The organism is Maricaulis sp. MIT060901, assembly GCF_047123815.1.
Taxonomy (GTDB): Bacteria; Pseudomonadota; Alphaproteobacteria; order Caulobacterales; family Maricaulaceae; genus Maricaulis.
In genome coordinates this window covers 2,815,982-2,828,593 of record NZ_CP138920.1, presented here as the reverse complement: position 1 = coordinate 2,828,593, position 12,612 = coordinate 2,815,982, and the positions used below count along the sequence as shown (strand labels likewise).

The 12,612-nt window shown below is 60.0% G+C and carries 12 protein-coding genes; 6 read left to right on the top strand and 6 right to left on the bottom strand.

The window, feature by feature from the left end; all coding sequences use genetic code 11:
• Positions 1–24: 24 nt before the first annotated feature.
• The 3 genes from SIC17_RS13915 to SIC17_RS13905 all read right to left on the bottom strand — a co-directional run bounded on the left by SIC17_RS13915 (position 25) and on the right by SIC17_RS13905 (position 1,277).
• Positions 25–333, bottom strand: a complete 309-nt coding sequence (locus SIC17_RS13915; protein WP_412546933.1) for a GNAT family N-acetyltransferase — start codon at positions 331–333, stop codon at positions 25–27.
• A gap of 99 nt (positions 334–432) precedes the next feature.
• A complete protein-coding gene (locus SIC17_RS13910) occupies positions 433–798 on the bottom strand; it encodes a hypothetical protein (protein ID WP_412545735.1) in 366 nt (121 codons plus the stop codon).
• A 2-nt stretch (positions 799–800) separates the two neighbouring features.
• Positions 801–1,277: an Lrp/AsnC family transcriptional regulator gene (locus SIC17_RS13905; RefSeq protein WP_291893007.1), complete on the bottom strand. Its 477-nt coding sequence runs from the start codon at positions 1,275–1,277 to the stop codon at positions 801–803.
• A 185-nt stretch (positions 1,278–1,462) separates the two neighbouring features.
• On the opposite strand from SIC17_RS13905, the gene ald reads away from it, so the two are divergent.
• Positions 1,463–2,581: an alanine dehydrogenase gene (ald, locus tag SIC17_RS13900; protein WP_412545734.1), complete on the top strand. Its 1,119-nt coding sequence runs from the start codon at positions 1,463–1,465 to the stop codon at positions 2,579–2,581.
• Between the two features lie 88 nt (positions 2,582–2,669).
• Positions 2,670–3,329 carry an HAD hydrolase-like protein gene (locus SIC17_RS13895; protein ID WP_412545733.1) on the top strand — a complete coding sequence of 220 codons (660 nt, stop codon included), beginning with the start codon at positions 2,670–2,672 and terminating at the stop codon, positions 3,327–3,329.
• On the opposite strand, the gene SIC17_RS13890 is transcribed toward SIC17_RS13895, so the two are convergent.
• Positions 3,326–3,961: a cation transporter gene (locus SIC17_RS13890; protein WP_291892998.1), complete on the bottom strand. Its 636-nt coding sequence runs from the start codon at positions 3,959–3,961 to the stop codon at positions 3,326–3,328. The two genes, SIC17_RS13895 and SIC17_RS13890, sit on opposite strands and share 4 nt — an antisense overlap.
• Before the next feature lie 69 nt (positions 3,962–4,030).
• Here SIC17_RS13890 and SIC17_RS13885 point away from each other — a divergent pair, with 69 nt between their 5' ends.
• Complete coding sequence (locus tag SIC17_RS13885) at positions 4,031–4,450, top strand: MerR family transcriptional regulator (RefSeq protein ID WP_412545732.1); 420 nt, start codon at positions 4,031–4,033, stop codon at positions 4,448–4,450.
• Between the two features lie 5 nt (positions 4,451–4,455).
• On the opposite strand, the gene SIC17_RS13880 is transcribed toward SIC17_RS13885, so the two are convergent.
• Positions 4,456–5,418 carry an NAD(P)H-dependent flavin oxidoreductase gene (locus tag SIC17_RS13880; RefSeq protein WP_291892992.1) on the bottom strand — a complete coding sequence of 321 codons (963 nt, stop codon included), beginning with the start codon at positions 5,416–5,418 and terminating at the stop codon, positions 4,456–4,458.
• 592 nt (positions 5,419–6,010) lie between these two features.
• Here SIC17_RS13880 and SIC17_RS13875 point away from each other — a divergent pair.
• Together SIC17_RS13875 and SIC17_RS13870 are read left to right on the top strand one after the other, a co-directional pair.
• Positions 6,011–7,357, top strand: a complete 1,347-nt coding sequence (locus SIC17_RS13875; protein WP_412545731.1) for an ammonium transporter — start codon at positions 6,011–6,013, stop codon at positions 7,355–7,357.
• 240 nt (positions 7,358–7,597) lie between these two features.
• A complete protein-coding gene (locus SIC17_RS13870; protein ID WP_291892986.1) occupies positions 7,598–8,269 on the top strand; it encodes a TorF family putative porin in 672 nt (223 codons plus the stop codon).
• 40 nt (positions 8,270–8,309) lie between these two features.
• Here the strand turns inward: SIC17_RS13870 and SIC17_RS13865 are convergent, their stop codons facing one another.
• Entirely contained in the window at positions 8,310–10,007 is a 1,698-nt protein-coding gene (locus SIC17_RS13865; RefSeq protein ID WP_412545730.1) for a sulfotransferase, read from the bottom strand.
• Positions 10,008–10,105: 98 nt separating this feature from the next.
• Here SIC17_RS13865 and SIC17_RS13860 point away from each other — a divergent pair, with 98 nt between their 5' ends.
• Positions 10,106–12,604: a TonB-dependent receptor gene (locus SIC17_RS13860; RefSeq protein WP_291892960.1), complete on the top strand. Its 2,499-nt coding sequence runs from the start codon at positions 10,106–10,108 to the stop codon at positions 12,602–12,604.
• Positions 12,605–12,612 lie beyond the last annotated feature (8 nt).

Genomic DNA, 12,612 nt, shown 5'->3' with positions numbered 1-12,612 from the left:
TCCCTCGGCCCGAGGGCAAGCCCTTCAGCCTCCGGCCGGTGCGGCCATGCCCTCGATCACATCTCCCCAGTCGGGATTGCGATCCGCCTGGGCTTTCAGGAAGGGACACAGCGGGACGATGGTGAAACCCCTCGTCCGGGCTTCGGAAATGATATGAAGCGCCAACGCCTTGCCCACGCCCATGCCCTTGAAGGCGTCCGGTACGCCGGTGTGATCGACAATGATGCGGCTGGGGCTGATGCGCGAATAGGTCATCTCGGCCTCTTCCGCGCTGCCCGGCAGCCGCGCCACATAGCGCCCCTTGTTACCGTCTTCTTCCAGCGTGATGGTCAGGTCCGTCATGTCGGCCTCCTCAATTCATGTTCGATGAGGAAGATATCTTGCGCTCGGCATTTGATTACCGACGATTTCGGAAAAACTGACTATCCGCAGTCAGACCTCGGTTCCCTCGTCGAGCCAGAGTGTCGCGAACATACCCTTCAGAGGGTTCGCACAGATGTACGCATCCACGGTCTCGCGCCACTCGGGATCGAGGAGGTCGTATTGACCGTCCATCCACGCGGCAAGTACGTCGAAACCTTCATCGTCTTCTTCCACCCGAATGGTGCGTTCCGATCCCGTGAAAGCCAGAAAGACGGAATCATATGTATGGGCGTCGACGACTTCGACATCGATCCGCCGAATTTCAGCAACCGGCAGTTCGGCAATCTGTTTCCAACGTCGGAAAAAGCCGCGCTTAAATTTCTTTATTCGCTCATCGCTCAGCTCTAGACGAAACGGGGAGGATCGACGCGCCACAACTAGACTTCCGTTCCCTCGGCCACCGGCACCTGCGTGCGCGAGAAGACCTGGCGGATGGTGAAGCTGGAATGCAGGCGCGCCACCCCCGGCAAGGCTGACAGGACTTCGCGGTGCACACGTTCATAATCATTCGCGTCACGCACCAGAACACGCACCAGATAATCCGCCTCGCCGCTCATCAGGTAACATTCCATCACCTCGGGCACGTCTTCGACGGCATCTTCAAAACCCTGCAGCGTATCGCGCTTCTGATTGTCGAGCGTCACCTGGACGTAAACCGTGATACCGCGCCCCAGCGCTTCCGACGACAGAATCGCCACATAACGATCAATCACCCCGCTCGCCTCCAGAGCCTTCACGCGGCGATGGCAGGCCGAGGGTGAAAGGCCGGCGCGCTCCGCCAGCTCAGCATTGGTCAGGCGACCATCCATCTGAAGCTGGTTGAGAATGGCGATATCAACGGCATCAAGGCGCATTAGACCCTCGGAGAAAACTTGCTGGCAAAGACAGTGATTTTCGTATATCTCACCGCCAAATTTGAGATGTGCGCAGCATTCTTCGCCCACACTCGTCAGAAAGTCAAAATATTTCGAAATCGGCCCGGTTATTTGCACAATTTCGCAGATCCAGCCGGAATGAAGAAAGAGAGCGGGAGAAAATCATGCGCATCGGTGTTCCCAAGGAAATCAAGGTTCGTGAATATCGTGTCGGCCTGACGCCAAATTCGGTCGCCGAACTGGTCGGCCATGGTCACGAGGTTGTTGTTGAAACCACCGCAGGCCTGGGCATTGGCTGCTCGGACCAGGACTATGTGGATGCGGGAGCCTCCATCCTGCCGGACGCTGCTGCCGTGTTCGAAGCCGCAGAGATGATCGTCAAGGTTAAAGAGCCCCAGCCGGTCGAAACGGCGATGCTCAAGCCGCACCACATCCTCTACACTTATCTCCACCTGGCACCCGATCCGGTCCAGGCAGAAGGCCTGCGCAAGTCCGGCTGCACGGCGATCGCCTATGAGACCGTAACGGACAATGAGGGCCGCCTGCCCCTGCTCACCCCGATGTCACAGGTTGCCGGTCGTATGTCCGTCTCTGTCGCTGCGCATTGCCTGCAGAAGGCCCAGGGCGGTCTCGGCCTGATGCTCGGTGGCGTACCGGGCGTCCTGCCGGCCAAGGTCGTCATCATCGGTGGCGGTGTAGCCGGAACGCACGCGGCAGAAATGGCGATCGGTGCGCGCGCCGACGTCACGGTCTTTGACCGCTCCAACGCCCGCCTGGCCGAGCTCGACGTCCAGTTTGCCGGTGCCGTGAAAACCGCCTACTCCACCCAGGCTGCACTCGACGCGGCCGTGCGTGAAGCCGATGTCGTCATCGGCGCGGTTCTGATCCCGGGCGCAGCTGCACCGAAGCTGGTCTCCAAGGCCATGCTGGCCAATATGAAGGACGGCGCGGTTCTGGTTGACATCGCTATCGACCAGGGTGGTTGTTTCGAGACCTCCAAGGCCACCACGCATGACGATCCGACCTATGTCGTCGACGGTGTCGTTCACTACTGTGTCGCCAACATGCCGGGCGCCTATGCGCGCACCTCTGCCTTCGCGCTGAACAACGCCACCCTTCCCTTCGCCATCGCGATCGCGAACAAGGGTGTCGAGAAAGCGCTCAATGACGACGCCAACCTGGCCCGAGGCCTGAACGTCGCTGGCGGCGAGATCACCTACAAGTCCGTCGCTGACGATCTCGACCTACCCTACGTCAAACCAGAATGGCTGACCTCGATTTAGGGGTGCAACGCGCAAGAGAATCATAAAAGCGTTACGAGGCCGGTCTAAAAACCGGCCTCTTCGTTATCTGCGGCAACGGGGCCGATTCGTGACTCGACGTTATGACCTGGTGATATTCGACTTTGACGGCACTCTGGCCGACAGCCTGACCTGGTTCCGCACGGCACTAGCTGACGTGGTCGACAAGCACGGCCTGCCGCCGATCTGTGAGGAAAAGGCCGAACGGCTGCGTGGTCTAGCGCCCAAGGCGATCATGGACGAGCTTCAGATCCCGGCGTGGAAACTGCCCTTCATCGCCGCAGATGTCCGCGCCCGGGCCGCGGAGAATGTCGACAAGATCCACCTCTTTGACGGTATTTCCGATGCCCTGCATGCCTTGCATGCTCAGGGCGTCACGCTCGCCGTGGTCAGCTCCAATGGCGAAGTCGCCGTCAAGGAAGTTCTCGGACCTGAATTGACCGCCCTCTTCAGCCAGTTCGCCTGCGGCGCCGCCCTGTTTGGCAAGGCGCCCGTCTTCCGCAAGGTCATCAAGAAAGCCGGCACCACGGCCGAACGCACCCTGTGTGTCGGCGACGAAGTCCGCGACATCGAGGCTGCCCGCGAAGCCGGATGTTCGGCGGCAGCTGTCGACTGGGGGTTCGCAACCCCGCAGATACTCTCCGACAACGCGCCGGACTATCTCCTCGACTGCCGCACCCAGCTGAACGGGTGTGTGAACAATCAGGCCGCGGGCGTTCGCGCCAGCTAGGTCGCACCGCAACGGTTCGACACGGCCTCCTCGGCCATTTCCGCTCTTGCCTGTTTGATGATGCTCACCGCCGAGCGCAGGAAAAGACCCGCCATCAACACGGCGAGGATGAGATCGGGAAAACGCGACTGCAGGGCGAAAACCAGGAAACCGGCAATCACCACCCCGACATTGCCGATGGCGTCATTGCGAGAGCACAGCCAGACCGAGCGGACATTGGCATCACCATCGCGCCAGCGCAGCAGGATCAGCACCGACACCAGATTGGCCACAAGCGCCAGGGTTCCGATCCAGCCCATGGTCGGCGCAGAGGGCAATTCACCGGCAAAAACGTCAATCACGGCCATAGCAAGTACCGCTGCGGCGGTCGCGCCAAGGAAGACGCCCTTGAACATCGCAGCTTTGGCCCTCAGGGCCAGGGAGCTGCCGATCACCGCGAGGCTGATCGTATAGGTCAGAGCATCGCCCGCGAAATCCAGGGCATCCGCCTTCAGGGCTTCGGACCCGGAACCCACTCCGGCACCGGCCTCGACAAAGAACATGACCGCGTTGATGACGATCACGGCAATCAAGGCGCGTCGGTAGGCTTTGGATGTTCCGTCGAATTTGGGCTGGTTGGAACAGCAATCCATGGAATCAGTCTCCCTTGCTGTCAGTGAATGTAATTTCTACAGTCACTGTAGAAGCAAGCGGAAAAAGTCATGAAATTCCACTCGATCGGGCGCGCCAGTGAAATGTCCGGGGTAAAGGTGACAACGATCCGGTTCTACGAAGAGAACGGGTTGATGCCCGAACCGGACCGCACGGCCAGCGGGCGCCGCGTTTATGATGAAGCGCGTATCGACCAGCTGCGCTTCATTCGCCACGCCCGCGATCTCGGCTTCCCGGTCGACAGCGTGCGCGGCCTCATCCGGCTACAGCAACAGCCCGGCAATGACTGCGCGACAGCGGATCGTCTTGCCACGAGTCACCTGCAAGAGGTTCGCGACCGCATCCGCCAGTTGCGAGCGCTGGAAGCGGAACTGGAACGCATGATCTCATCATGCAAGGGCGGCGCAATCGCCCAGTGCCAGATCATGGCGAGCCTGGGCGATCACGGCAAATGCTCGGGGGAGCATTGACGGCACTAGCTACAAAGCCGCGCCTTGGTCGCCTCATACTCCGCCGCCAGCTGGTCGATGTATTCGCCGGCGCTCTGGATGGCCTTGACCGAGCCGATGCCCTGGCCGGACCCCCAGATGTCTTTCCAGGCCTTGGCGTCGGAACTACCGCCGGAACCGAAATTCATCGCTGACGGGTCACTTTCCGGCAGATTGTCGGGATCCAGACCCGCTTCTTCGATCGATTTGCGCAGATAATTGCCGTGCACACCGGTGAAGAGGTTGGTGTAGACGATGTCCTCGGCCCTGCCGTCGACAATGCCCTGCTTGTACGCCTCTTCGGCGCGCGCCTCCTTGGTCGCGATGAAGGCAGAACCGATGTAGGCGTAGTCGGCGCCCATGGCCTGGGCTGCGAGCACACCGCCACCCGTCGAGATCGAACCGGAACACAGGATCGGTCCGTCAAACCATTCGCGGGTCTCGGCAATGAAGCCATAGGGTGAGAGCGCACCGGCATGGCCACCCGCTCCTGCGGAAACGCAGATCAGGCCCGTTGCGCCCTTGTCGATCGCCTTGTGGGCGAAGCGCTGGTTGATGACGTCATGCAGCGTGATACCACCCCAGTTATCGACCGCCTTGTAGACGGACTCCTGGGCGCCGAGCGAACAAATCACAACCGGGACCTTGTATTTCTCGCACAGCGCCATGTCCTCTTCGAGGCGATTATTGGAGCGATGCACGATCTGATTCACGGCGAAAGGCGCAGCCGGCTTGTCCGGATTGGCACGGTTATAGCTGTCCAGCTCGGACGTGATCTGGTCGAGCCATTCATCCAGCTGGCTGACCGGGCGCGCATTCAGCGACGGGAACGACCCGACAATCCCGGCCTTGCACTGAGCGATGACCAGGTCCGGATTGGAGATGATGAAAAGCGGCGCGCCAATCACCGGAATGCGCAGCTTGCCTTTCAGGATATCGGGTTCGGCCATTTCTCTCCCCTTTTTGAGTATATCGACCAAATGTCAGGCGGCTTTGCGCCGCTCGTCTAGTGAACAGTGTTCAGGTGGACGTTAGCCACCGCTCCGGCAGCTGTCGAGAGCCGCAGTGCCTTTCGAGCAAGCTGTTTGCACGGGCATATTTATTTCGCGCCCGAAGGCTTTCCACTTCGCATGTGCAAATTTTTTGCTGCAGATGCGAGCAAGCTTGCTTCATCGGCGTGCAGTTTCGAACCTGCCCGGAATAAAACTTAACGCTTGCTTGACGATTTTGTCCGGCGAAACCCCACTGAAGACGCGGTGTCTTGTCGGGACCGCGATCTGTGACTGCTGGCGGCGGCCGACGCCGGCCTTTTCACCGATCATCGGCAAGACACCGCTAAACGCCATAAGGCGAAACCAGGGCGACAGACCCGCACACAGATCCATCCGACGACCCCGCCGCAGACGTTTTGGCTGCGGTTTTGGCGACGATGCTCCGGGACAAGCCCGGCTTCACAAAACCCAGCTCCGCACACGGGCCGGCATTGCCGTGTCCCAGAGACGCAGCGCCCTGCGCTGCACCCGCAAGACTATGGAGGGTACCATGTGGGAAAAGAAGAGAAGCTGGCGCACCAAAGCGGCAGTGATTGTCGCGGCAGGACTGGGTATGGGTCTTTTGACCTCGGCCAATGCCGCAGCTGAAGTCTCCGAAGAGACAGCCTTTGTTTTCAATACACTGCTCTTCCTGATCGGTGGCTTCCTGGTGATGTTGATGGCGGCCGGATTTGCCATGCTGGAAGTCGGCTTTGTACGCACCAAACACGCCGCAGCGATCTGTCTGAAAAACATCGCGCTCTACTCGATCGCCGGCATCATGTTCTACCTTGTGGGCTACCAGCTCATGTATGGCGGGCAGACCCCCTTCTTCGGCATCCCTGAAATCTGGGCCCCGTCCGAGGTCGCAGCCGATGAAAGCATCGACCTGTCGACCGGATATGCCGCCGCATCAGACTGGTTCTTCCAGATGGTATTCGTGGCCACAGCGGCCTCAATCGTCTCCGGAACCATCGCCGAGCGGGTGAAGCTGGGCTCCTTCTTCATCTTCGTGGTCGTCCTGACCGGCTTCATCTATCCGATCCAGGGCTCCTGGGAGTGGGGCGCTGGCTGGCTCGACAGCGAGTTTGGCTTCTCCGATTTTGCGGGCTCCACCCTGGTGCATTCCACTGGCGGCTGGGCGGCACTGGCCGGGGCTATCCTGATCGGCGCACGCTCCGGGCGCTTTGGCCCGGATGCCGTAGCCATGCAGCCCTCTTCGCTTCCGCTGGCAACACTGGGTACGTTCGTTCTGTGGTTCGGCTGGTTCGGCTTCAACGGAGCCTCGCAACTGGCCATGGGCTCTGCAGCCGACGCCGTCGCGATCTCGCAGATCTTCGCCAACACCAATATGGCAGCCGCCGCCGGTGTTGTGACGGCCTATGTCCTCTCGCTGATCCTCGGTCGCGGCAAGGCCAACCTGGCCTATTGCCTCAACGGCGCACTGGCCGGTCTGGTTGCCATCACGGCAGAACCGCTCACCCCGACTGTCACCGAAGCCATGCTGATCGGCGCTGTGGGCGCTGTGATCGCGACGTTCGGCGCCAAATTCCTAGAATCTGTGCGTATCGACGACGTGGTCGGCGCCATCCCGGTTCACCTGTTTGCCGGCATCTGGGGCACGATGGCCGTACCACTGACCAATGGCGATGCAAGCTTCTACGGGCAGGCCGTCGGTGTCGGTGCCATCGGTGCCTTCGTCTTTATCACCAGCTTTGTTGTCTGGCTGGGCCTGAAACTGACCCTGGGCATCCGCCTCTCTGCTGACGCGGAAACGGTGGGCGGCGACCTGTCCGAACTTGGCCACGCTGCCGGAGCAGTCTTCGTTCCCGAGGGAAAGGACAAGGCTCTGGCCTGATCCAGGCCATGGCGAACACGGCCCTGGCGACGACCGCCGGGGCCATCGCCGAAACGACCAGAGCCCTGGTTCAACACCCAACGCCTGAACCCGCCGTCGCGGCCCGCCGCTCGGCACCAGCAACAGGACCATCTCGCAAGCAAGCCCCAATCGCCCGGCGCAAGCCAGGCGGCCGGGTCTCTGCACCGAAATGATCCCCGTGAGAATTGATCAAGTGCTTGAAAACAAGGAGTTAGTGGGATGATCAAACAAATCGCAACAGCAGGCCTCCTGGCCATCACCGTATCCGGTATCGCCAGCGCAGGAGACGTCACCGGCAATGTCGGCCTGACGACCAACTACATCTTCCGGGGCATCACACAGACCGATGACGGTCCGGCGATCTCCGGCGGCTTCGACGTCGAGAAGGATGGCTTCTATGGCGGCATCTGGGCCTCTTCCGTCGATTTTGGTGACGACACCACGATGGAGATGGATTTCTACGGCGGATACACCTTCGCGGCGGGAGGGTTCGATTTCGACGCCGGCGCCATCTACTACGCCTATCCGGACAGTCCGGAACTGGGTGGCAACAGCCAGGACTTCCTGGAGCTCTATTTCGGTGGCTCGCGGGAATTCGGTGCAGTAACGATCGATGCCAAACTGTCCTGGTCGGACGATTTCTACGCCGGCACAGGCGAAGCCCTCTACGCGGAGATCGGTGCAGCTGTCGAAATTTTCGAAGGCATCACTGCCGACGCCCGGTTCGGCTCGAGCACCTTCGATGATCTGGCTGGTGCCGACTACGAGGACTGGCAACTCGGCTTGTCTGGTGAAGCTCTCGGAGTGGGCTGGGACCTGCGCTATCACGACACGTCCGACTTCTTCGGTGACGCGCTCGTTTTCTCTGTCTCGCAAAGCTTCGGCGGATAACCCTCCCGGTCGAAGAGTGGCGGGGGCGCCTGCGTCCCCGCTACACCTGTTTCCAGACGGGTCTGAGCCACTCCCCGTCGGCATCAATCACTCCGCCCGCTTCCAGCACCGATATCATCGGCTCCAGGGCATCGCGATAATGTTTCCAGCGTCCGATGGATGAGGAATAGAGCGGCTGACGCACCTGAACCGAGCTCGCGGTTGCGACAGCAGCATCCTGCTGGTGAAAGTCGAGGCAGGCCTCCTCCCACCCCAATCCGCAATGATCCAGCAAGCGGCGCGTTTCGCCTTCCTGATCCGCGATAATGTCCTCATAGCCGATCTCCATGAAACGATCGGCTGGCAGGTGTTCACGCCAAAACGTCATCAGCCGGTCAAATTCCAGGAAATAGCGCGCGGTATGTTCCAGCGCATATGCATAATTGTAATAGGAAAAACTGGTTGCAAAGAGCTGACGGTAATTGCTGAGGCAGGTGTCCAGCGGGTGGCGCCGCAGGCAGACAATCCGCGCATTGGGCAGCGCCGCGTGGATATGCCCGGCAAACATGAAGTTGAGCGGCATCTTGTCGGTGAAGCGGCGCGCTGTGCCAACCAGATTGTCCGTACTTTGTTCATAAGCCTGCCCGAGCGCCTGGAAATCAACATTCCAGCCTGCCTCAAGCGTTGGCGCATCCATCACGAACCCGCCCGGGGTTCGAGCCAACCGCTTCAGCTGGATGGAAAAATTGGACAACTCGCCAGCCATCTCAACATCGCTGTGCGCGCCCAGTATCCGGTCCACGAGCGTTGTTCCGGTCCGCGGCATTCCGACGACGAAGATCGGCCGGTCGCTCCCCTCCCCCCTCACCGGGAGCGGGGTAGGCATATTGGCCGCCGCGGCGAACACCCGGGAATCCTCTCTCGCATCGTGGCGCGTTTCCTCGCACTTCCTGTGCTTGGCCCGCTGCAGCCATTGCATTGCCGCGACAAAGTCCTTGCGATCCTCACAGATGCGCGCGAGCGCATGCCCCAAGTGCAGATCGCTTTCCGACGACGCCGATTTGGCGATTGATGCCTCTAGCGTCTTCTCCAGCGCCGCATCGACGTGTTTGCGCCCCAGCGACACCAGCGCCGAACTGGCCTTGAAGAGATCGGGGTTGATCGCGGTGGCCTGTCGATAGGCCTCGGCGGCTCCATCAAAATCCCCCGAAAACTGCCGCGAAGCTCCCAGATTGTAATAGAAATTGGCGTCACCCGGGTTTTGCGCAACAGCCGTCTCGAACAGCTCTACCGCTTCGGCATGCGCCCCCAACCGGGTCAGCACGACCCCGATCGTGTCAAAGGTTAGCGCATCACGGGGCCCGCACTTGGCCGCCTCGCGCACCGCCGACCATGCCAGATCCTGACGATTGATGATTAAAAGACAGCGCGCACGATGAGCGTGCAGCCGCGCATCCTCAGGTTCCAGCGCGATCGCCCGATCGAGAATCTCCGCAGCCTTGCCCGCATTGTCGTGCTCGAGCGCAATCATCGCGAGCACGAAAAACGCCTCTGCATCAGCACCGTATTGCTGCAAGACCGCCAACGCCGACCGGTGTGCGGGCTCGAATCGTCGGGCCGCCAGATCGGCACGGGCCGAATCAATCAGCGCGCCTTTAGAAGTATTCATCACGCAAAAAGCTCCCGAAACGAAGGTTCTGGAGAAAACTGGTCGCAAAATCGCGCCGAAGGCGTGTTCCCCGCGCAACAACTCGCCCACAAATGGACCGGAATGACAATTTTATAACGCCGAATAATTGCATTCGCGGACCGACTTTGGCCAAATTTCAGCAGCTTTCACTGGAGGAGAGATCAAGCATGTATTCGGGCAAACAGGGCAAGTCACTGAGGCACCAACTGACGACGTCTATTAGCGCCTTTGCTATTCCACTAACTTCACTGGCCCTGGGTGCAGCAGCCCAGGCTCAGGACAACACGGCAAGTCAGGACGTCATCGTTGTGACAGCGACCCGCCGCGAGGAAACTGTCCAGGAAGTTCCGCTCAACATCGCGGCAATCGGCGGCGAGCAGATTCAAGAACAGGGCTTCAACGAACTCGCAGATGTTCTGGCCTTCGTTCCGGGCATCAATATCGTCGACCGTGGCGGGCGCCAGGGCAATCCGATCATTGTCCGCGGCCTCAACGCCGACCCGATCAACTCCGGAGATGGCAACAATGACGGCGGGGGCACCGTCGCCACGTATCTTGGCGAGATTCCGATCTTCATTGACCTCAAGCTCAATGACCTCGAACGCGTCGAGGTTCTTCTCGGGCCACAGGGGACACTCTATGGGGCAGGCACGCTGGGTGGTGCGATCCGCTTCATCCCAAACCGTCCTAATTTCGATGAGAACATGCTCGAGGTTCGTGCCGAGACCTATCGGTATTCAGAAGCCGATTCATTCTCCACCGGCTTCGGCTTCACCTTCAACCGCACACTGGGAGACACGTTCGCGGTACGCGGCTCGCTGGACTATCTCGATGACAGCGGTTTCATCGACTATCCCTTCGCCGTAAGCCAGATCGGCGTATCCGATCCGGATCCGGATTTCAGTGACCCAGCCGCGAGGGCTGCCAACTTCTCGCCAATCGAGGACGCGGACAGTGAAGAGGCCTTCTCCGGTCGTTTGGCCGCTCGCTGGGCACCGAACGACATTTTCGATGCCACGCTGACCTATTATTTTCAGTTCCAGGACATCGGCGGTCGCACCGTCTCGTCCCAGCGCTCGACTGTTCCGGCGCGCCCGTATGAAGCAGGCCTGCGAGTTCCCGAGCCGATCTCGCGCGACAATGAGCTGCTCGCGCTGGAAATGACGCTGGACCTTGGCTTTGCGGAACTGACCTCTGCCACCGGCTACGGCACGTATGAGGAAGATGGCCAGCGTGACCAGACCGACCTTCTGATCTCGCTTGAATACTCCTACGAGACCTTCCCGAGCTTCACGGCATTCACGCATGAAGTCGGCGAAGATGACTTTTTCAACCAGGAAATTCGCCTGGTCTCGACCGGCGACAGCCGCTTCAGCTGGATCATTGGTGGTTACTACAACAAATCCAATGTCTCCGGCTCGTCCAGCGAGTTCGTTCCCAACTACGTCGACTACGTCAACGCAGCCCCGTTCAACTTCGGCCTCTCGAACCAGCCTGGTGGCCTCGAGTATTTCTCGACCGCCTACACGCAGCTGACAGAGCAGGCCTTCTTTGGTGAGCTCGGCTGGGATGTCACTGACCGCCTGACCATTACCGTTGGTGCGCGTCAATATGACTACGAACTGCAGTCCGTTTCGACGGTAGACTTCCCACTGTTCGAAGCCGTGCCGTTCGAACGTCTCTCGATCTCCGAGATCCGCGATCTCGATTTCGACCCGGCACTGTTCCAGGCCGATGATGGTGTACTGACCAAGTTCAACATCGCTTATGACCTGACCGACAATATCCTGGCCTACTTCACCGTTTCGGAGGGCTATCGTATCGGTGGCTCAAATGGCCTCGGCCCATGCCCGGCCTTTGATCCGAATGCAACGCAGGGCGCCTGTGCGCTGGCACCAGGACAGCAGTACGGTCCAAATCCGGGCGATATCGCCGAGTTTGACGAACGCCAGTACGGACCGGACCAGACAACCAATAATGAGCTCGGCTTCAAAACGACCTGGCTGGACGGGGCTTTCACCTTCAACAGCGCCTTCTTCTTTGTTGAGTGGGAAGGTCCGCAGGTCTCATCTGCCACAGTGAATGCGAACATTCCGATCACCGTGAACGCCGCTGGAGCGGAATCGACCGGTGTGGAGCTTCAGGCTGCCTGGCAAGTCACGCCAGAATTTGGCCTTCGCGGCACGTTCAGCCGCACCAAGTCCGAGCTGACCGAAGACGTGCCTTTCCTCATTCGCACCATCACGCCTCCAGGGTTTGCGACTGCGTTCGAGAATGGCGAAGCTGGCGATCGCCTGCCCGGTTCCCCAGAAAACCAGTTCTCACTCTTTGCGCGTTACGAGCAACCGCTGCGTAGCGGCAATATCCTGAACTGGAATGCGGGTATGTCCTATCAGGGCGATGTCCTGACCCGGACCGGTGGCCGCGGATCCAGCGTGACGCTGGACAGCTACACCCAGGTCAACACTTCAGTGACTTATGAAGCAGAGGACTGGAACGCGACCTTCTTCATCAACAACGTGTTCGACCAGTATATCGAGACAGGCATTCGCGGTACGCCGCTCTCCAACCAGACGGTCAACGGCCACAATGTCCGTTCGCACTACGCTAACGTGGCGCCGCCGCGCACCGTAGGACTGCGCTTCAGCCGTCGTTTTGGCGGTTGATCCTGCCC